Origin of the sequence: Enterocloster aldenensis (assembly GCF_003434055.1) — a bacterium.
Lineage (GTDB): Bacteria > Bacillota > Clostridia > Lachnospirales > Lachnospiraceae > Enterocloster > Enterocloster aldenensis.
The window spans coordinates 159,867-179,794 of sequence record NZ_QVEX01000003.1; the positions used below are offsets into that span (position 1 = coordinate 159,867).

General features: G+C 51.0%; 19 protein-coding genes. All 19 read left to right on the plus strand.

The genetic code is table 11. The features are described from left to right. The first annotated feature begins 45 nt into the window (after positions 1-45). The 19 genes from DWX59_RS09055 to DWX59_RS09155 all read left to right on the plus strand — a co-directional run bounded on the left by DWX59_RS09055 (position 46) and on the right by DWX59_RS09155 (position 19,909). Entirely contained in the window at positions 46-3,672 is a 3,627-nt protein-coding gene (locus DWX59_RS09055) for a DUF5717 family protein (protein WP_117558266.1), read from the plus strand. Between the two features lie 173 nt (positions 3,673-3,845). Next, positions 3,846-5,069, plus strand: a complete 1,224-nt coding sequence (locus DWX59_RS09060; protein ID WP_117558268.1) for a DUF5716 family protein — start codon at positions 3,846-3,848, stop codon at positions 5,067-5,069. Continuing rightward, positions 5,066-5,878 carry a hypothetical protein gene (locus DWX59_RS09065; protein ID WP_117558270.1) on the plus strand — a complete coding sequence of 271 codons (813 nt, stop codon included), beginning with the start codon at positions 5,066-5,068 and terminating at the stop codon, positions 5,876-5,878. The genes DWX59_RS09060 and DWX59_RS09065 overlap by 4 nt, the downstream gene beginning before the upstream one ends. 19 nt (positions 5,879-5,897) lie before the next feature. After that, entirely contained in the window at positions 5,898-6,425 is a 528-nt protein-coding gene (locus DWX59_RS09070) for a YbaK/EbsC family protein (protein ID WP_117558272.1), read from the plus strand. 398 nt (positions 6,426-6,823) lie between these two features. Beyond that, the gene (locus DWX59_RS09085; protein ID WP_117558278.1) at positions 6,824-9,466 is read left to right on the plus strand and encodes a valine--tRNA ligase; all 2,643 of its coding nucleotides are present in this window, start codon (positions 6,824-6,826) and stop codon (positions 9,464-9,466) included. A gap of 71 nt (positions 9,467-9,537) precedes the next feature. Further along, positions 9,538-10,779 carry an AfsR/SARP family transcriptional regulator gene (locus tag DWX59_RS09090; RefSeq protein WP_117558280.1) on the plus strand — a complete coding sequence of 414 codons (1,242 nt, stop codon included), beginning with the start codon at positions 9,538-9,540 and terminating at the stop codon, positions 10,777-10,779. Between the two features lie 25 nt (positions 10,780-10,804). After that, positions 10,805-11,701 carry a DMT family transporter gene (locus DWX59_RS09095; RefSeq protein WP_117558282.1) on the plus strand — a complete coding sequence of 299 codons (897 nt, stop codon included), beginning with the start codon at positions 10,805-10,807 and terminating at the stop codon, positions 11,699-11,701. Positions 11,702-11,864: 163 nt separating this feature from the next. Next, a complete protein-coding gene (locus tag DWX59_RS09100) occupies positions 11,865-13,241 on the plus strand; it encodes a bifunctional folylpolyglutamate synthase/dihydrofolate synthase (protein ID WP_117558284.1) in 1,377 nt (458 codons plus the stop codon). Further along, positions 13,238-13,378 (plus strand): hypothetical protein, encoded by a 141-nt coding sequence (locus DWX59_RS28675; protein ID WP_008725289.1) that lies wholly within the window; start codon positions 13,238-13,240, stop codon positions 13,376-13,378. Before DWX59_RS09100 ends, DWX59_RS28675 begins: the two co-directional genes overlap by 4 nt. Positions 13,379-13,381: 3 nt before the next feature. After that, positions 13,382-14,692 carry a tetratricopeptide repeat protein gene (locus DWX59_RS09105; RefSeq protein ID WP_117558286.1) on the plus strand — a complete coding sequence of 437 codons (1,311 nt, stop codon included), beginning with the start codon at positions 13,382-13,384 and terminating at the stop codon, positions 14,690-14,692. Positions 14,693-14,804: 112 nt separating this feature from the next. Beyond that, on the plus strand, positions 14,805-15,146 hold the full coding sequence (locus tag DWX59_RS09110) for an STAS domain-containing protein (protein ID WP_117558287.1): 342 nt from the start codon (positions 14,805-14,807) through the stop codon (positions 15,144-15,146). A gap of 31 nt (positions 15,147-15,177) precedes the next feature. Then, entirely contained in the window at positions 15,178-15,648 is a 471-nt protein-coding gene (gene spoIIAB / locus DWX59_RS09115) for an anti-sigma F factor (RefSeq protein ID WP_227116237.1), read from the plus strand. Between the two features lie 5 nt (positions 15,649-15,653). Next, positions 15,654-16,373 carry a SigF/SigG family RNA polymerase sporulation sigma factor gene (locus tag DWX59_RS09120; protein WP_180215704.1) on the plus strand — a complete coding sequence of 240 codons (720 nt, stop codon included), beginning with the start codon at positions 15,654-15,656 and terminating at the stop codon, positions 16,371-16,373. 78 nt (positions 16,374-16,451) lie between these two features. Next, the gene (locus tag DWX59_RS09125; protein ID WP_117558291.1) at positions 16,452-16,730 is read left to right on the plus strand and encodes a hypothetical protein; all 279 of its coding nucleotides are present in this window, start codon (positions 16,452-16,454) and stop codon (positions 16,728-16,730) included. Beyond that, a complete protein-coding gene (locus DWX59_RS09130) occupies positions 16,727-17,353 on the plus strand; it encodes a stage V sporulation protein AA (protein WP_117558293.1) in 627 nt (208 codons plus the stop codon). The genes DWX59_RS09125 and DWX59_RS09130 overlap by 4 nt, the downstream gene beginning before the upstream one ends. Further along, positions 17,340-17,783: a stage V sporulation protein AB gene (locus tag DWX59_RS09135; protein WP_117558294.1), complete on the plus strand. Its 444-nt coding sequence runs from the start codon at positions 17,340-17,342 to the stop codon at positions 17,781-17,783. Before DWX59_RS09130 ends, DWX59_RS09135 begins: the two co-directional genes overlap by 14 nt. 71 nt (positions 17,784-17,854) lie before the next feature. Next, a complete protein-coding gene (locus DWX59_RS09140) occupies positions 17,855-18,310 on the plus strand; it encodes a SpoVA/SpoVAEb family sporulation membrane protein (RefSeq protein ID WP_117558295.1) in 456 nt (151 codons plus the stop codon). Between the two features lie 219 nt (positions 18,311-18,529). Beyond that, complete coding sequence (gene rhuM / locus DWX59_RS09150; RefSeq protein WP_235844997.1) at positions 18,530-18,685, plus strand: RhuM family protein; 156 nt, start codon at positions 18,530-18,532, stop codon at positions 18,683-18,685. A 210-nt stretch (positions 18,686-18,895) separates the two neighbouring features. Beyond that, complete coding sequence (locus tag DWX59_RS09155) at positions 18,896-19,909, plus strand: LacI family DNA-binding transcriptional regulator (protein ID WP_117558297.1); 1,014 nt, start codon at positions 18,896-18,898, stop codon at positions 19,907-19,909. Positions 19,910-19,928: the final 19 nt, after the last annotated feature.

The window sequence follows — 19,928 nt, forward strand, 5'->3', positions numbered from 1 at the left end:
AAGTGTGAACAATATACACATAAGGATAAAGATATAGGTGGTACTATGAGGGAACGGATTAACCGTCTGGCCAGGGGGATCATTGACAGCGGGATTCCGGAACTGGTGCTGGCTCCGGACAAGGTGGAGGCAGCGGTTCCGGCGGGTGAGGTCATCCGTGGTGAGATTGTGGTGAGCAGCGGAAACAATCTGCATATCAAAGGGCTGGTGTATTCCAGCCATGCGAGGGTACAGGTTGTGGACAACGCCTTTGGCGGTCTGCGCAACCGGATAATATACGAAGTCAACAGCCGGTATACGGAGCATGGGGACGTCATTAAGGGATCTTTTTATCTTGTCACCAATGGAGGTGAGAGGGAGATTCCTTATTCTTTGCGCGTACAGGCCGGAAACGGGGGGGAAGTATTCGGCTCCCTTGCCACGCCAAGGGATTTTGCAGCCCTGGCAAAAAGGGATTTGGAGACAGCCCTGAGAGTGTTTGAATATCAGGATTTTACGGAAGCCCCCTTTATGCAGGATGCGCGCATCCGTACCATCTATGAAGGATTAAAGGGCAGGGCAGGCAGAAGGAACCTGCTGGAGGAGTTCCTGGTGGCGCTCCATGTAAAGGAGCCTGTCAGGCTGTCCATGGATACAGGAAAAAGGACCTATGGGAATCCTCTGGAACCGGTGGGGGATTCCATTGACATTGCGGCCGGCAGCTGGGGGTATGTGTCTGCGGATATTGAAACAGACGCCCCCTTTATTGAACTGGTAAAGACAAAGATAACGGACCGGGATTTTGTCAACAGCAGGTGCCGCATCCATTACAGGATTGTGCCTGGGCGGCTTCACAAAGGGCGTAATTTTGGGCGGATCAGGGTACGGTCCCTGAGGGAAGAATTTGTTTTGGAGATTGAGGCCATGGGGGATGCCGCGGCGGACGTCACCGGCCGCGGCATTGAGAATGATGGCAGGATGGACAGGGAAAGCCTGCTGCGATACCTGTCCCTCAGGCTGGATTATGAAACAGGCATATATGAGCCGGCCCTGCTTCTGAACCAGATGACAAAGGAAGCTGAACGCCTGCGGGCCGGATACCCGGATGATGAGCGTACCAGGCTCCTCCAGGCAGAGCTTATGATCCTTAACGGCAAACAGGATAACGCATTCATGGTCCTGGAGGAAACAAGGGACAGCGTGCTAAAGAACAGGGAGAAGCAGGTGGAGATATACTGCTTTTACCAGTATCTGCGCCTGCAGGTAAAGCCCTCTGCGGACCAGAAGGAATCCCTGATCCGCTACATCCGGAAACTGCTGTGGGAGGACGGCATGGTCCGGCCCTATCTGTTCCTTCTCCTTGTGAAACTGGACAGTACCATGGCGCAGAATCCGCTGAAGCTTTATGAGACCATGGCATCCCTGTTTGAAAACGGAAGCAACAGCCCATTTTTATATACGGCGGCCTGCAGGCTTATGGAGGAACATCCTGACCTGTTGATCCGTCTGGGCGATTTTGAGATACAGGTCCTGTATCTGGGCATACAGAAAAACATGGTGGGTTCACGGCTGGCCCTTAAGGCAGCAGGACTGGCCCTGGGAATCAAGCATTACAGAAGACTGCTGGAACGCCTGATGGTGAAACTTTATGAGTCCTACCCGGATGTGAGCCTGCTGGAGGCACTTTGCAGTATCCTCATTAAAGGGGAGCGCAAGAACAGGGACGCATTTGAGTGGTATGAAAAGGCGCTGGAGCAGGGGGTTAACCTGACCAGGCTGTATGAGTATTTCCTGTATTCCCTGCCCGGGGATTACAGCCATCTGCTGCCGAGGGAGGTGCTGCTGTATTTTTCCTATGACAAGGATCTGGACAGCCACAGCCGTTCCGTGCTCTACCGGAACATACTGCTTTATATGAATCCGTCATCCGAGCTGTATCAGGCATATACAAGGCATATGGAGCAGTTTGCCATGGAACAGCTGTTCCGGTCCAAGATTAACAGCCGTATGGCAGTGATTTACGAACACATGATATACAAGGACATGATTGACATGCGGGTTGCCCGGGTATTGCCGGGTATCTTAAGGTCCTGCCGGGTCCGCTGTGAGGATTCCCGGATGAAGTATGTGATTGTCCGTTATGAGGAACTGGAAGAGGAGGAGGCCTATCTGCTGGAGGACCAGGCAGCTTATGTCCCTATTTTTTCCGACCGCAATGTGCTGCTGTTCCAGGACGCCTATGGCAACCGGTACCTGGACGTGAAACACTGGAAGGTGCCGGTGATGGACAAACAGGAGCTTCTGGACCAGTGTTACCAGGTATATCCGGACCATCCCATGCTGCGCCTGCGGGAATGCAGGGCCATACTGGAGCAGGGGGTGGAGACGGACAGCCAGGCTGAGTTTCTGGAAGGAACCATGGTGGAGATGCATCTGTCCCCTGTGTTTGAAGCGTCTGTCCTGCAGGCAGTGACCGGATATTATTGTAAAAAGGCGTCGGAAGAAACAGCAGGGCCAGGAGGGTTTAACTGCTCCTATCTGATTCAGTTAGATAAAAAGCGCCTTGGGGTAAAACAGAGACAGCAGATCTGCGAGACACTGATCAGCCAGAATTATATGCGGGAAGCCTATGACATGATAAGGGAGTATGGCAGCCAATACATTAATCCGCACAGGCTGATGAAGCTTTGCGCCCGTACCATACTGCTGCGGCTGTTTGACCAGGATGACCTGCTGCTTTATATGGCATACAAGGTGTTTCAGGCAGGGGCATATGACAGTGTCATCATGGATTATCTCTGCGAACATTTTAACGGAACCGTTTCCCAGATGTATGAGGTCCTGATACAGGGGGTGCGGGAGCATGTGGAGACATATGACCTGGAAGAACGTCTGCTGTGCCAGATGCTGTTTACGGGCTGCTGTGAGCAGATGGACTCTGTGTTTGAGCTTTATATGAACCGGAAACCCACCAGGGAGATTATTGTAAAAGCATACTTTACACAGAAGTGCGTCCAGTATTTCCTGGAATGCCGTGACATGGACGGGCGGGTATTTGAATATCTGAAACAGGCAGTGGCGGGGAGCCTTGAAAAGGACAGGATGCCCACCATCTACCTGCTGGCCCTGACCAAGTACTGTTCCACCCTTGATAAGCTTGACGCGGAAGATGCGGACCTGCTTAAGGGCGTGACTGCCGTGCTTCTGGAGGAGGGTCTGGTATTCCCTTACACAAGGGAATTGTCCAGGCATATTCCTGTGCCGGAGGACATCATGGACAAGGCCATGGTGGAGTACAGGGGCAGCAAGGACGGGCATCCGGAGCTTCAGGTCAGGATACTTCCGGAGGAGGAAGAGTGGCACAGTGAGGATTTCCGCAGGGTCTATCAGGGAATCTATGTAAAACAGAAGGTACTCTTTGAGGGTGAGGTCATGGAGTACAGGATATATGACTATAAGGCGGCTGCCCGTGGCAATCCATCAGGGAAAGGCCCGGAGGTAAGCCGCGTGCTGGCGGCAGAAGGACGGGTGGAGTGCGACCACAAGCTGGAGGGCAAGGAAAACAGCCGCTTCGCCTGTCTGAATGAGATGGGGGCCGCGCTGAAGGATAAGGACAGCGGGAGCCTGCAAATGGCAATGGAAGATTATCTTAAAAAATCCGCTGCCCTTAGCCGTCTGTTCCCCATTGAATAAGCCTGTCTGTGAAATTGCTGGGGTAAGTCCCCGGATAGATGAGCCGGGGAAATATGGAAGTTCCCCAGATAAAAGAACTGGGGGAAATATGGAAGTTCCCCGGATATAAGAACTGGGGAGAATATGGAAGTTCCCCGGATATATGAACCGGGAAAGGTATGGAGGAGCTGTCTATGGACGGACTTGTAATCGGTCTGGATCTGAATGATGATTATACCCAGATCTGTTGTTATGATAAGGAAAAGTCCTGGACCATTCCTACGGTCATCTGCCGCAGGAAGGAAGAGGAAACCTGGCTTTCAGGGGAGGAGGCATATGCGGCTACCCTTCTGGGAGAAGGGATAATTGTAGATAAGCTTCTGAAACTGGCTGCAAAGGACGGAACGTCCACAATCGGAGGCATATGCTACAGCGGCGGCACGCTTTTAAAGCTGTTCATCCAGAAAATGCTGGAGTATCCGAAAAAGGAATTTGGAAAGGACCGGATCTGGCAGCTGGTCATCACGCTTTCGGATGTGGATGCCAGACTGCTGGATATATTGATGTACTGCGCTGATTTTCTGGAAATCCCCAGGGAGCGTGTCCATGTCATCAGCCATACGGAAAGCTTCATTTATTATGTGCTGAGCCAGAAAAAGGAACTGTGGACCAACCAGGTGGGACTGTTCGAACTGTCCTCGGAGCGCCTGTGCTATTATGAGATGAAGGTCATAAGAGGCATGAGGCGGAATATGGTACAGGCAGAGGCCCAGAACCAGGAGGAGGCGTTTAACCTGGATATCCTGGACTCGCCTTCCGGAAGCAAACTGGCGGATAAGATCCTATGCTCCTGCGGGGAGAAGCTCCTTGGCAGGAAGCTGTTTTCCACCGTGTTCCTTACGGGGAAGGGATTTGAACGCCAGAACTGGGCCGGCGGTTTCATGCGGTTTGCATGCAACCGGAGGAAGGTCTTTGTGGAAGAGTATCTATTTGCCAGGGGGGCTGCCTATAAAGGGGCGGATTACACACATGACGCCACGTCCTACCCTTATATTTTTGTATGTGAGGGCCGGCTCAGGGCCGAGGTGGCCCTGCGTGTCATGAGACGCGGCAGGGAGAGCAGCCTGGTGGTGGCGTCCTATGGAGACAACTGGTATGAATCCAAAAGCTCACTGGACCTGATCGTGGATGGGCAGAGCGAGATTGAATTCACCATCACGCCCCTGGATTCCAAGAAACGCAAGCTGGTTCGCGTACCCTTAAGCGGGTTCCCGGACCGTCCACCAAGAACCACGCGGGTGGGACTTAAAGTGGGATTTACCAATGAGGAAACCATGATGATGGTAATCGAGGACAAGGGATTCGGGGAACTGTTCCCGGCCTCCGGAGCAGTGGTAAGACAAGAGGTAAGCTTATGAGTTTGATACTTTGCAGGCATGAACCGGTGAAACATCCTTATTATATCGATGTGCTGGGAATCCATATCCATTCTTCCCAGGAATTGTGTTATGTGATCTACAACCATCCCATCCTGGTGATGGATGATTTCATCGATGAACTGCTGATTGAGTTCATACGCAGGGATCTGGATATGGATTATCTGGCAGGCCGTATGGAAAAACTCCTGGAAACAGGCAGCCGGCATGAGGATGTGCTGTTCCTGTTCCTGTCTGAGTGCGACTATTACAATGATAAGGAAATACAGAAATATAAGACAACCGTGGCAGCCCTGCGCGCCCTTCATCCCGCTGAATATGAAAAGGTGCGGGCGGACTATATGTTCCGGGCACGCCAGTATGGCAAAGCGGCACAGAGATACAGCAAGGTGCTTGAATATCCGGCCGATAAACAGGTCAATGACGCTTTCCTTGCAAAGGTATACAATAATCTGGGCGCGTCCTACGCCATGATGTTCCAGTTCAGGAAGGCCCTTTCGGCCTATGATAAGGCGTATGGGCTGGGCAAGGACATGGATGTGCTGAAACGGATTTATTTCCTTACGGTCTTTGCGCCGGAGCTGGATGTGAAGGAGCGCTACCAGGCCCTGTTCACGGAGGAACTAAAAAGCAAATGGAAGGTTGAGATTGAAGGGGCCGGCCTGGATGCGGCACAGGATGAGGATGTGCGGGCCCTGAGGGCCTTGTTTAAAAAGGACCCCATTAAACGCATGAACGGCGCATCTGCCATGGTGCAGCGGTGGAAACAGGAATACAGGATGATGGTATGATAAAACGGAGGTAACTGACATGGCTTTTGACATTGCAAAAGAACATCTTGGGAAAATGGGACTGGGCGGCAGGATCCATACCTTTGAGGTATCCAGCGCAACCGTGGAACTGGCTGCCCGGGCAGTTGGCTGTGAACCGGCCCGGATTGCCAAGACATTGTCCTTCATGGTCCAGGGAAGTCCGATACTGGTGGTGGCGGCAGGAGATGCCAAGGTGGATAACCACAAATATAAGGAACAGTTCGGTGCTAAGGCCAAGATGCTGTCCCCGGATGAGGTGGCGGAGCTGGTGGGCCATGACGTGGGCGGCGTGTGTCCCTTTGGGATAAAGGACGGGGTTAAGGTTTATCTGGATGAATCCCTGAAACGCTTCCCCGAGGTGTTCCCGGCCTGCGGCAGCGCCAGCAGCGCGGTGCACCTGACCATTCCGGAACTGGAACTGGCTTCGGGCAGCCCGGTATGGGTGGATGTGTGCAAGGCGTGGCAGGACGCGGAAATAACAGGGACAGGACCGTCCGGCACGGCTGACATGACAAAAACCGCTTGACAAACAGGATAATAATCTTTATCATAAATAAATATACAAAATTCATAAAAGGTGATGAGGAAGAGGAGTACACTGCTTCAGACCAGCAGAGATGGCTGCTCCGGATGTGTGGAATGGATGTCCATACACAATCCGGGCTGGAAGGCGGCCTTGGCGGCGAAGGGTGGAAGGTAGCTTCTGAACCTGGATGGTGAAGGAACAGGGAAGGCGCCTGTTTTGTGTAGCCGTCACACGGGCGGCTCCGTTACTGGCCAAAGAGATTGCCGGACATCGGTCTGTTCCGGCAGAAGTAAAGGTGGTACCGCGGAATATCCGCCCTTTGCCCGGCCGGACGGCCATATGGGCAAGGGGCCTTTTTATTTTTCAGGACAAGTGTAAAGGTAAAGGAGAAAGAAGTTATGAAGGAACTGGAGAAAACCTATAATCCGGCAGACATAGAGGACCGTCTGTACGAGAAGTGGCTGAAAGGGAAGTATTTCCACGCTGAGGTGAACCGCAGCAAAAAGCCGTTCACAATCGTGATGCCCCCGCCTAATATCACAGGACAGCTCCATATGGGACACGCCCTGGACAATACCATGCAGGACATCCTGATCCGTTATAAGCGGATGCAGGGATACGAGGCCCTGTGGCAGCCAGGCACGGACCACGCAGCCATTGCCACCGAGGTCAAGGTGATTGACAAGCTGAAAAAGGAAGGCATTGACAAGGCTGACCTTGGACGGGAGGGCTTTCTTAAGGAGTGCTGGAAGTGGAGGGATGAGTACGGCACCAGGATTGTGAAGCAGCTTCACAAGCTGGGATCCTCCGCTGACTGGGACAGGGAGCGCTTTACCATGGACCAGGGCTGCTCCGAGGCCGTACTGGAAGTATTTGTAAAACTCTATGAAAAGGGTTATATTTATAAAGGATCCAGGATTATTAACTGGTGTCCTGTGTGCCAGACCTCCATCTCAGACGCGGAAGTCGAACATGTGGAACAGGACGGATTTTTCTGGCATATTAATTATCCGGTGGTGGGCGAGCCGGGACGGTTTGTGGAGATTGCCACAACCAGGCCTGAAACCATGCTGGGCGATACCGCGGTAGCCGTGAACCCGGAGGATGAGCGCTATCAGGATATCGTGGGCAAGATGCTGAAGCTCCCGCTTACGGACCGTGAAATCCCGGTGATTGCAGACGCCTATGTGGACAAGGAATTCGGAACCGGCTGCGTGAAGATTACACCGGCCCATGATCCCAATGACTTCGAGGTTGGAAAGCGCCATGACCTGGAGGAAATCGTTATCTTAAATGATGATGCCACGATAAGCGCGGAGGGACCCTATCAGGGCATGGACCGCTATGAAGCCAGGAAAGCCATTGTGGCTGACCTTGAAAAGCAGGGACTGCTGGTAAAGGTGGTTCCCCATTCCCACAATGTAGGCACCCATGACCGCTGCAAGACCACGGTAGAGCCCATGGTAAAGCAGCAGTGGTTTGTAAGGATGGAGGAGATGGCAAAACCTGCCATTGAAGCCCTGAAGGACAACAGCCTGCGTTTTGTGCCCGAGAGCTTTGGCAAGACATACCTGCACTGGCTGGAGGGAATCCGTGACTGGTGTATCTCACGCCAGCTGTGGTGGGGCCACAGGATTCCTGCCTATTACTGCCAGGACTGCGGCAAAATCGTGGTTTCCAGGGAAGAACCCCACACATGCCCGCAGTGCGGCGGCTCCGCCTTTAAGCAGGATGAGGACACCCTGGACACATGGTTTTCCTCAGCCCTGTGGCCGTTCTCAACCCTGGGCTGGCCGGAACACAGCCAGGACCTGGATTATTTCTATCCAACGGATGTGCTGGTAACCGGTTATGATATCATCTTTTTCTGGGTCATCCGCATGGTGTTCTCAGGCATTGAACAGACCGGAAAGCTGCCTTTCCATACAGTGCTGATCCACGGCCTTGTAAGGGATTCCCAGGGCCGCAAGATGAGCAAGTCCCTGGGCAACGGAATCGACCCTCTGGAGGTCATTGACAAGTATGGGGCAGATGCCCTGCGCATGACCCTGATTACGGGCAATGCACCTGGCAATGATATGCGTTTTTATTGGGAGCGCGTGGAGAACAGCCGTAACTTTGCCAACAAAGTGTGGAACGCTTCCCGTTTCATTATGATGAACATAGAGAAGGCGCCGGATGTAACCGGGGTTTCCCTGGACAGTCTTACCATGGCTGACCGGTGGATCCTGTCCAAGGTAAACACCCTGACAAAGGATGTAACGGAAAACCTGGATAAATATGAGCTGGGAATCGCGCTTCAGAAGGTTTATGACTTTATTTGGGAAGAATTTTGCGATTGGTATATTGAAATGGTGAAGCCAAGGCTGTACAATGAAGATGATACCACCAAGGCAGCCGCTGTCTGGACCTTAAGGACCGTACTGATCCAGGCTCTGAAGCTTCTCCACCCATTCATGCCTTTCCTTACCGAGGAGATATTCTGCAACCTTCAGGAGGAAGAGGAAACCATCATGGTTTCCCAGTGGCCGCTGTACAGGGCTGAGTGGAATTACAGCGCGGAGGAGACATCCACCCAGACCATCAAGGAAGCGGTCCGGGCCATCCGCGGCGTGCGTACGGCCATGAATGTCCCGCCCAGCAAGAAGGCCACCGTGTATGTTGTATCGGAGGACCAGAGACTGTTAGGCATATTTGAACACAGCAAAAGCTTCTTTGCCACGCTGGGATATGCGGGAGAGGTGATGCTTCAGATGGATAAGACGGGGATTGCGGAGGATGCGGTTTCCGCGGTTATTCCGGGCGCTGTCATCTATATGCCATTTGCGGATCTGGTGGATATCGATAAGGAGATAGAGAGACTTCAGGGAGAAGAGAAACGTCTGGCAGGGGAACTGGCCCGGTCAAACGGCATGCTGAACAATGAGAAGTTTGTCAGCCGTGCCCCTGAAGCCAAGATCGCAGAGGAGAAAGCCAAGCTGCAGAAGTACACCCAGATGATGGAGCAGGTAAAGGCCCGTCTGGCACAGCTTCAGAAATAAACGGTTCCGGGTATTTAAGCACGTGCATGGAATATCCGGAAGCAATTCAGCATAGAGAGGGAGAGCAGAGAATGATTGATACATCAGGAAACAAGCCGGTCATCCAGGTGAAGATGTTTGGCGGATTTACCATTACAATGGATGACAAGTCCATGGGCGACAGCGATAACCGTTCCAGGAAAGCATGGAACCTGCTCAGTTATCTGATTATCAACCGGCGCAAGGACGTCAGCATCAATGAACTGTTTCAAGCCATATGGCAGGACGGAATGCAGGACAACCCTTACGGGGCGCTGAAGACCCTTGTTTTCCGGGTCAGGAAAATGATGGAGGCAGCAGGCTTTCCCTCACAGGACCTGATACTGAACCAGAAAGGGGCATATATGTGGAATCCTTCCTGGGAGCTGTCCATTGACACGGACCGTTTTGAGTTCCTTTGCAGGCGCATCCTGACCTCCCAGGAGGATATGAGGGATATGGAAAAGGAGTGGAAGGAAGCCCTCAATCTGTATAGGGGCGCGTTCCTTCCAAAGTCAGCGGACGACAGCTGGGTGGTGCCGCTGAACACATATTATCATTCCCTGTACCAGAAACTGGTTAAGGCTGTGTGCGGATACCTCCTGGATCAGCAGGAATATGCCCAGGTGGAGGAAATCTGTTCCAGGGCAGCAGGGATTGACCGGTTTGCCGAGGATTTCTATTATTATATGATTTATGCTGTTTATAAGCAGGGAAATCAGAAAAAGGCGCTGGAACAATATAAGTCCACCACGGAACTGTTTTACCGGGAACGCCTGATAACGCCTTCGGACCGTTTTAAGGAATTATATGAAATCATCAGCGACCGCCAGCAGGAAATCATCACGGACCTGGATGTCATCCAGGCATCCCTTGACTGCCCGGGCACCATTGAGGAGCAGCGGGAACATGGGGCTTACCAGTGCGAATATGCCGTGTTTAAGCGCCTTGTCCAGCTGGAACGCCGCGGTGTGGAACGCAGCGGCGATTCCGTATACCTGTGCCTGCTTACGGTGGGGGACAGGAGGGGGCGCACCCTGAAGCCTGAAATCCAGGCCAGGGCCATGGAGCGGTTAAAGGGTGTGATTAACCATTCGCTGCGCTCCAGCGATGCATTTTCCCGCTACAGCGTGAGCCAGTACATAATCCTTCTCCCATCCGTCACCTATGAGAATGGGGAACAGGTCATGCGCCGCATCATGTCGGCGTTCAACAAGGCCTATGTGCGCAAGGATGTGGCGGTTACCTACAGCCTGAATCTCATACTTCCCAAGGAAGACACCATTGAAGCATAATGATTACAGTGAGGATAATACTACTATGAAGATAAAGAATGCAGTCCTGCTGCTTTTGACAGCTGCCATCTGGGGCATTGCCTTTGTGGCCCAGAGCGTTGGAATGGACTACGTGGGGCCGTTAACCTTTAACTGTGTCAGAAGCCTGATTGGGGGAGTGGTCCTGCTTCCCTGTATCTGGTATTTTGATAAAAAAAGGAACCGGGAGCGCCGGGTGCCTGTGATTCCCGGCGCCAGGAAGACGCTCGTGATTGGCGGCGTGTGCTGCGGCGTGGCCCTGTGCCTTGCCAGCAATTTCCAGCAGTTCGGCATCCAGTATACCACGGTGGGAAAGGCGGGCTTCATCACTGCCTGCTATATCATCATTGTCCCTATCCTGGGACTTTTCCTTAAGAAGAAGTGCAGCCCTGTGATTGTGGGTGCGGTTGGCCTGTCAGTGGTTGGCCTGTACCTGCTGTGCATGACCGGCGGGGAGCTGGCCGTGAATAAAGGGGATCTGCTGATGCTGGTATGCGCCCTGCTTTTTTCCGTCCATATCATCATCATTGACTTTTTTTCTCCGGTGGTGGACGGGGTCAAGATGTCCTGCATCCAGTTTTTTGTGTGCGGGGCAATTTCCGGAATCGGCATGCTCATATATGAGACGCCGGACATGGGACAGATCCTGGCTGCCTGGGCGCCGGTGCTCTATGCAGGCGTCATGTCCTGCGGCGTTGCATATACCCTTCAGATCATAGGCCAGAAGGGTATGAACCCCACGGTGGCCTCCCTGATACTGAGCCTGGAGTCCAGCATATCCGTACTGGCCGGATGGGCCATCCTGGGACAGAGGCTTTCAGCCAGGGAATTGGCGGGCTGTGCCCTGATGTTTGGGGCCATCATACTGGCCCAGCTGCCGGTGGGAAGGAAAAATCCCGCGTAGGAGCGGATTTTCCGGTCAGGAAGATAATCTGTCTGAACGGCTCCCGGTTTGTCGTATCCGGACGAAGCATGGCGAGAATATCCGGTTGATAATTACAGGAAATTAGGTTAAGATTATAAAAGCCTGTCCGGGGGACAGGCTTTTAAGAAAGAATGGTACTGATATGGGCAGGGCAGAGGAATATTTAAATCAGATTCCGATGTGGACCAGGAAAAAGAACTCCCTGGAGGATGTCAGGGATGTATTGGATGTGATGGGGGCGCCGGACCGGGACATACCGGCCATTCATGTGGCCGGAACCAATGGAAAGGGGTCTGTGTGCGCATTCCTTACATCCATACTTAAGGAAGCAGGATATAAGACAGGAACATTCATATCCCCCCATCTGATTGAGGTGAGGGAGCGTTTCCTGATAAACGGCGCCATGGTGGATGAGGCGGACTTCGAGGAAGGGTTTGGGATTGTCCTGGAGGCCAGCAGGAAAATGATGGAAAAAGGATATTGCCATCCAACTTTTTTCGAGTTCCTGTTTCTTATGGCCATGGTCATATTCAAGAAACAGGATGTGGATGTAATGGTCCTGGAAACAGGAATGGGGGGCAGGCTGGACACCACCAATGTCCTGGAGCATCCATGTGCCTGCGTCATTACCTCCATCAGCCTGGACCACACCAAGTATCTGGGCGATACCCTGGAGGAGATAGCCGGTGAAAAAGCCGGGATCATCAAACCGGGGGTTCCGCTTATATTTGACAATAATGAGCCCCGGGTGTCCACCATACTGGAGGGATGCGCGTTCCGCAGGGGGGCGGCGCGCTATCCGGTGGGAATGGATGACTTCAGGGTGGTGCATATTGGCGGCGACGGTCTGGAAATCAGTGCCAGGATGAGGGATGAGGCAAGGATGAAGCTTCAGATTCCCTTTGAGGCGCTTTACCAGGCTGAGAATGCCATGCTTGCGGTGCGCACCCTTGACGTGCTCAGGAGCGGGGGAAAATGCAGCAGAAAAGGCAGCCGTGTCCCGGGCCACGGGCCGGTGGGCGCGGCAAGGTGCATTACCTGGAACATTGGGGACAGGCAGATTGCCATGGGGATTTTAAAGACAGTCTGGCCGGGACGGATGGAACAGGTGGTTCCCGGCATCTATCTGGACGGGGCCCATAATCCCGGGGGAATCAGGGCCTTCCTGCAAACGGCAAAGGAGGTTTCCAAACGGCTGGACAAGCAGCCCTTCCTTTTGTTTGCAGCCGTGTCGGATAAGGATTACAGGGACATGGAGGCCCAGCTGTCCGCGGGAATCCCATGGAAATGCATTGGTGTGGTCCATATTAACAGTGACAGGGGGATTTCATCTGAAATCCTGGCAAAGGAGTTTGAAGAAACAGCCGGATGCCCTGTGGTTCCCTTTGAGGACACCAGGACCGCTGTTCGTGATATGAGGAAGAGGAGCAGGGACGGTGTCCTGTTCTGCGTGGGGTCGCTGTATCTGATTGGGGAGATTAAGGCAGTTTTAAACGAGATAGGAGTTGAGCATACATGATTGATTTTGAAGAGGAGATTGAGCGTTTTAAACCCAGCCTTGATGTGGAGCAGGTGGAGGACGCCATTGTAAAAAGCGATTTGACGGATATGACGGACATCATGATGGAACTGATAAAAGAAAGAGGCGAGAAATAGGCGGTGGATATGGACTATGCAAGAAGAAACCAGCAGATTGCCAACAGCTTCTATAACCTTGGCCTGGAGAAGTCCAGGATCAGGGATCTGTCCGGAGCAGCCCAGTGTCTGAAGAAAAGCCTTCATTTTAACAAATATCAGACAGACGCCCGCAACCTGCTGGGGCTTATATACTACGAGAACGGCGAGGTTGCCGATGCCCTGGTACAGTGGGTCATCAGCCTGAACCTGCAGCCCGAGGACAACCTGGCTGACCATTATCTGGACGAGATCCAGAGAAAGCCGGGCCAGCTGGAACGGGAAAGCCAGAATGTAAAGACCTTTAACCAGGCCCTGTGGCATGCCCAGAACGGAAGCGATGACCTGGCCATCCTGCAGCTTGCCAGGGTGGTGGAATCCAACCCGCATTTTGTGAAGGCCCACCTGCTTCTGGCCCTATTGTATATGGGACGGGAAGATTATAATAAGGCCGGGCGTTCCCTGTATAAAATTTTACAGATAGACAAGAGCAACCAGAAAGCCCTTTACTATATGTCCATTGTAAAGCAGAACACGGGCCGGGCAGATGCTGAGAAGCGCAAGATGGTAAAGGCATTTTCCCACAGGAAAATGGAAGATGACGATGTAATCATTCCCAATACGTATAAAGAAAGCACAGGGCTTTCCACCATACTGCACATTATCATCGGTCTGATCCTGGGCATAGCTGCATTTTACTTCCTCATCCTTCCTGCCAGGACCAAGGCGCTGAACAATGAGAGGAACCAGGAAGTCATTGCCTACAGCCAGAAGCTGAACAATGCAAACCAGCAGTACGATATCCTTAAAACGGATTATGACAGGCTGGATGCGCAGGCAAAAGAAGTGCAGGCCAGGCTGGACGAGCTGACAACCGGCAACACAAGTATCATGGCCCAGTACCAGGGGCTTATCTGGATCCTGCAGAACTACAGGACAGGGGATCTGGTGGCTGCTGCCAAGGCATTTGCAGATGCCAGCTTTGATTTGATTGAGGATGAGAATATCAAGGCCATTGTGGAAAGCATACGCCAGGATATGACGGCCAATATATACCAGAACCTGGTTGACCGGGGACTTACCCTATGGAATGCCGGCAATAAGACAGAGGCCATGGACTATTTCCAGGCCAGCCTGACCATAAAGCCGGATAATCCTGAGGCGCTGTTCTATGTGGGGCGTCTGTACCAGGATGCGGGCGACATGGACAATGCCAACACCATGTTTGACAAGGTGGTCAACGAGTTCCCGGATTCCCCTTATGTGGAAAGAGCCAGGAACGCAAGAGGATATTAAAGCAGACATAAAAAAAACAAGATACTACGGAAGATAAGCTTGACGCGTCTTTTGTAGTATCTTTTTTTATACAAAAATCCAGACACAGCGCAGAAGAAAGGAGTATGAGAACATGGATCATACAATGTTTACCTATGAAGCCAGGGAGCAGACACTTGTGATTCACCTTCCTAAGGAACTGGACCATCACAATTGCAGGAACCTTAAAAGCGATACGGACCTGCTTCTGGAAGAGAATTATATTAACCGGATCGTATTTGATTTTACACACACATCATTTATGGACTCCTCGGGAATCGGCGTACTGTTAAGCCGTTATAAGCAGATGGCGGCCAGCAGGGGTCATGTATCCTATTATGGGGCGGGCGCCCAGGTAAGGCGGATACTGGAAATGGGCGGGATTAACCGCCTGATCAAAGGATATGAAGACAGGGAATCAGCCCTTAAAGGATGAAAGGGGAGAAGAAAAAATGGAGGATAAGAAGATGGGATCAATGATGGAAAATCCCCGGATTAACAAGGCGGGGAATGGCAGGGAGCACATAAGGCTTACAATGGACAGCCTTTCACAGAACGAGGAGTTTGCCAGGGTGGTGGCGGCCGTGTTCATGAGCAGGCTGAATCCCACCCTGGAAGAAATCGATGATGTTAAGACGGCTGTGTCCGAGGCCGTGACCAATGCAGTCATCCATGGTTATGGGAGCCGGGGAGGGGTTATCGGTATGGATATAACGGCAGATACGGACGGCAGCATACTGACCGTATGCATAGAAGACCAGGGTGTTGGCATACCGGATGTGAAGACTGCCATGGAACCTATGTTTACCACGGATGAGTCAGGGGAGCGTTCCGGCATGGGTTTTTCCTTTATGGAGGCGTTTATGGATGAGGTAGAGGTACAGTCGGAGCCGGGCAAGGGAACCCTGGTATCAATGAAGAAATTCATCGGCAGGTGACGGCGATGGATGAGACCATGAAATTAATCAATATGGCTCACGAAGGGGATAAAGCGGCAAGGGACCAGCTGGTCATGGACAATGTGGGGCTTATATGGAGCATTGTGAGACGGTTTTCAGGCCGCGGATATGAGATGGAGGATCTGTTCCAGATAGGGAGCATTGGGCTCATCAAGGCTATTGACAAATTTGACACGGGATTCGAGGTAAAATTCTCCACCTATGCAGTGCCCATGATTACAGGGGAAATCAAGCGGTTCCTCAGGGATGACGGCATGATTAAGGTCAGCCGCTCCATCAAGGAACTGGGGTTTAAGGTAAGGGCTGCAAGGGAGGAGATGACCTACAGCCTGGGACGGGAACCCACCATTGAGGAGATTGCGGCGCGGCTGGAAACAAGCCGTGAGGAAGTGGCTGCATCCATGGAAGCGGGCGCCGAGGTGGAATCCCTGTACCGGCCGACAGGCAATGGGGATGACAATACCATGTTCCTCATGGACCGGCTGGAGGAGGAGAACAATGACCACGAGGAGCTGCTTAACAGGATGGTGTTAAAAGAACTGATGGAGGACCTGAGCGACGAACAGAGGGAAATCATTGTCAGGCGGTATTTTTATAACCAGACCCAGACCCAGATCGCCGGGGAACTGGGCATTTCCCAGGTCCAGGTATCACGTCTTGAAAAGCGGATTTTAAAAGAAATGCGAATGCGGTATGAAAAATAAAAAAGTATAAAATTATTTTTTCCATCCATACTATCTACCAGAACCAATCAAATCAGTTTACGAAAAGGATGTGATTATATGGGTTTTGGTAAACGTGTATGTGAAATTCTGGCAGTAATCGGGGCAATTGTCCTGATTGGGATTCTGGTATGGTATCTCTCCTCTGGCATGAGGGACAAGGGATATGAAAAGGAGGGCACCCTGGTGTGGGAAGAACAGAATCCATTGTCTGGGGAAGGCCTGGGATTGGAAGAGCCCTGGAATGACGGGGAAGCCGCATATCCTGCTTTTGTGACAGATCCCGTATCCATGATATATGGGGAACAGGAGATACAAAGGAGCGGTAAAGGACTATGAAAAACACGGTCTATGTGAAACTCAACCAGATCACGGAGCTGACCCACAAGGATGTGGTCTTAAAGGATGTGGCCCAGGTTTACTGTGATGACCAGAATATAATGAATAAATGCAATGCCATGAAGGTCATGACGGTTAAGCTGGATAAAAAGAGGCGTTATATCATGAGCGCCCTGGATGTCACCAGGAAGCTGATCCAGATGGATCCTACCCTGGAGGTTAGCCATGTGGGGGAAGTGGATTTTATCATTGCATACAAACCGCCTTCCCCGCCATCCTACATCTGGGAATGGAGCAAGACGGTGTTTGTCTGCGCCGTGTGTTTTTTCGGGGCAGCGTTCGCAATCATGACTTTTAATAATGATGTCAATGTGACGGATGTGTTTGGCGAGGTTTACCGACTGGTCATGGGATATGAATCAGGAGGGTTCACTGTATTGGAAGTCAGCTATAGTGTGGGGCTGGCAGTGGGAATCATCGGGTTCTTTAACCATTTTGCCTCCATTAAGCTGAACACGGATCCTACCCCGCTGGAAGTGGAAATGCGTCTTTATGAAGATAATATCAGTAAGACCCTGATTGCCGAGGACGGCAGGAAGGAGACCAAAATTGATATTACTTAAAAAAATACTTCTGGCATTCTTTGGCCTGTGCGCCGGCGGCATCATCGCGGCCGGCGTATATGCGTTCCTGGCGATTATCGGCATATTCGTGCGCCTGATGGGAAAGACCGGGACAAGGAAGCATATCATGCTGTACGAAACCATCATCATATTGGGGGGAGTCCTGGGCAACATACTGGATATCTATGAATTTCCCATTTATATGGGCGCGTTTTTCGGGCACGTTTTCCTGATCATAGCAGGACTTTCCATGGGGATATTCGTGGGCTGCCTGGTCATGTCCCTGGCAGAGACACTTAAGGCCCTGCCTGTTATCAGCAGGAGGATCCATCTGGCGGTGGGCCTTCAATACCTGATATTTGCCCTGGCAGCAGGCAAGCTTGCCGGCTCTTTGGCTTATTTCTGGTACCGGATGGCTTCCCTGGGATAACCTGGACCTATGTGGCGTTGGCGGGGTGTCGCGCCTTATGGTAATGCATTGATTGAAAAGGAGAAAAAGTAATGGAAGTTGACAAGAAAAAATACGAAGAATATGTCAAGGAGATAACACCGGTCCACAGCCTGCCCAAAAGCATGGCTTGTGCGTTCCTGGTAGGAGGCGTTATCTGCCTCATTGGACAGCTTATTACCAATTACCTGATGAAGGGCATGGGGATGGAACAGGAAACAGCTTCGGCCTGGAACCTTCTGGCCCTGATTCTTATCAGCATTATCCTGACCGGCCTTAATATTTACCCCAAGATTGTACAATTCGGCGGCGCCGGTGCCCTGGTGCCAATCACAGGATTTGCCAACTCCGTGGTGGCGCCTGCCATTGAGTTCCACGCAGAGGGCGAGGTATTTGGCGTGGGCTGTAAGATATTTACCATTGCAGGCCCGGTTATCCTGTACGGGGTGCTGACCAGCTGGGTACTGGGATTGATTTACTGGATTGGACAAGCGGTGGGGATTCTATGAAGAGTGCTTGAACGTAAAGAGAAATGTAAGTATAAGACAAGAATAGAGAACAGAGTGATGGGCTAATAGCTTTCATTGCTCTGTTTTTTATAGTATATTCGTGTTATTGATTAAGGGACGTGACTACAGTATGGCTGTCGATTGATCAGATGGCAGAACTATTTCAACGTGATAGAAGCGTAATAGGAAGGAAAACAAATTAAAAAGTCAGATTCTGAAATTGCTAAAAATTATTTAAACGGACAAGAATTAGATGAACTGAATAAAATATTTACGGCCTGCTTGGATATTGCAAAAGTGCAGGCTCTTAATCATGAACCAATGTATATGAGGTATTGGGCGTGGGTTGGAATATATTTATATACTGGCATATAGCACATAAAGGGCGGGGGTTATTAAAGATAAAATATACAAAATAACCATAATAATTCCCAAAACACTTGACAAGCAATGTTATATATGATAGAAATAAAACAGATAGAAAAGAAAAAGTATAGAAAAACACAGGGATTCTATTGACAGAACGAAGGGAGTGTGTTATTACGTATTATGTAAAAACGTTTTGATAATGGAGAATATAAGCAGATGAAGAATCCAGGAAGAACAATTACCATCAAGGAAGTTGCTGATTTGGCTGGGGTTTCAATTTCAACCGTTTCCCGCGTGTTAAATGATTTGGATAGGGTAAGCGATGAAACCCGGATAAAAGTTAAGGAGGCGGCTGAAACACTGGGATACATAAAGAATGGGTTGGCGGCTTCCATGAAAACAGGTTCTACTAAATTAATTGTAGTTGTAGTGCCTGATATTATCAATGAGTATTATACGTCAGTCATACAGGGCGTTGAGGACGTTGCCGTTAACCGGGGATATTATACCCTCGTATTTTCTACAGGCGATTCCCTTACCAAGGAGGAAGAACTTCTCAATGGGGAATTTGGGAGGATGGTTGACGGGGCAGTGGTCATACCGGCTCATGATAACATGGATTTTTTCCGGGAATTTGAGAAGCCGGTCGTGATTGTGGACCGATATATTCCCGGCAGTAAAATGGATGCTGTTGTAATTGACAATTTTAAAGGCAGCCATATCCTGACAAGGGAGTTACTGGAGGCAGGGCATAAAGATATTGGTATACTGATAGGGCCACGGACATTTAATATTGGGCAGGAGCGGCTTAATGGCTTCCTTCATGCAATGGAAGAATACCATGTACCGGTTCTTCCGGATTATATAAAGGATTGTACGTGGTATGAAGAAAGCGGATATGAGAAGACGATGGAGCTCCTTTCCATGGACTGTCCTCCAACTGCGGTATTTGCTACAAACAACCTGTTATGTCTGGGCGCAATGGAGGCTATATCAGACAAAGGTTTAATGATTGGGAGGGATATTTCACTTGTGGGTTTTGATGATAACATTTTAGCAAAATATATGCCGCCAGGCGTGACCGTTGTCCGTAGGGCAACGATTGAGATGGGGCGGTTGGGGGCGGAAAAACTGATAGACAGGCTTCAGGGAAAAAAAAGCAGGGAACCAAGGAAGATTGTGATGGGCGTAGAGTTGATACGCCGGGGCTCAGTGGTAAATCTTAAATAGATTTATAGATACACAGTAA

Excerpts from the sequence above, each read along its gene's own strand:
- DWX59_RS09125 (WP_117558291.1), top strand. The coding sequence starts at position 16,452 with ATGGGTTTTGGTAAACGTGTATGTGAAATTCTGGCAGTAATCGGGGCA.
- DWX59_RS09085 (WP_117558278.1), top strand. The coding sequence starts at position 6,824 with ATGAAGGAACTGGAGAAAACCTATAATCCGGCAGACATAGAGGACCGT.
- DWX59_RS09095 (WP_117558282.1), top strand. The coding sequence starts at position 10,805 with ATGAAGATAAAGAATGCAGTCCTGCTGCTTTTGACAGCTGCCATCTGG.
- DWX59_RS09065 (WP_117558270.1), top strand. The coding sequence starts at position 5,066 with ATGAGTTTGATACTTTGCAGGCATGAACCGGTGAAACATCCTTATTAT.
- DWX59_RS09100 (WP_117558284.1), top strand. The coding sequence starts at position 11,865 with ATGGGCAGGGCAGAGGAATATTTAAATCAGATTCCGATGTGGACCAGG.
- DWX59_RS28675 (WP_008725289.1), top strand. The coding sequence starts at position 13,238 with ATGATTGATTTTGAAGAGGAGATTGAGCGTTTTAAACCCAGCCTTGAT.
- DWX59_RS09070 (WP_117558272.1), top strand. The coding sequence starts at position 5,898 with ATGGCTTTTGACATTGCAAAAGAACATCTTGGGAAAATGGGACTGGGC.
- DWX59_RS09130 (WP_117558293.1), top strand. The coding sequence starts at position 16,727 with ATGAAAAACACGGTCTATGTGAAACTCAACCAGATCACGGAGCTGACC.
- spoIIAB (WP_227116237.1), top strand. The coding sequence starts at position 15,178 with ATGGGATCAATGATGGAAAATCCCCGGATTAACAAGGCGGGGAATGGC.
- DWX59_RS09120 (WP_180215704.1), top strand. The coding sequence starts at position 15,654 with ATGGATGAGACCATGAAATTAATCAATATGGCTCACGAAGGGGATAAA.
- DWX59_RS09055 (WP_117558266.1), top strand. The coding sequence starts at position 46 with ATGAGGGAACGGATTAACCGTCTGGCCAGGGGGATCATTGACAGCGGG.
- DWX59_RS09110 (WP_117558287.1), top strand. The coding sequence starts at position 14,805 with ATGGATCATACAATGTTTACCTATGAAGCCAGGGAGCAGACACTTGTG.
- DWX59_RS09090 (WP_117558280.1), top strand. The coding sequence starts at position 9,538 with ATGATTGATACATCAGGAAACAAGCCGGTCATCCAGGTGAAGATGTTT.
- DWX59_RS09155 (WP_117558297.1), top strand. The coding sequence starts at position 18,896 with ATGAAGAATCCAGGAAGAACAATTACCATCAAGGAAGTTGCTGATTTG.
- DWX59_RS09140 (WP_117558295.1), top strand. The coding sequence starts at position 17,855 with ATGGAAGTTGACAAGAAAAAATACGAAGAATATGTCAAGGAGATAACA.
- DWX59_RS09060 (WP_117558268.1), top strand. The coding sequence starts at position 3,846 with ATGGACGGACTTGTAATCGGTCTGGATCTGAATGATGATTATACCCAG.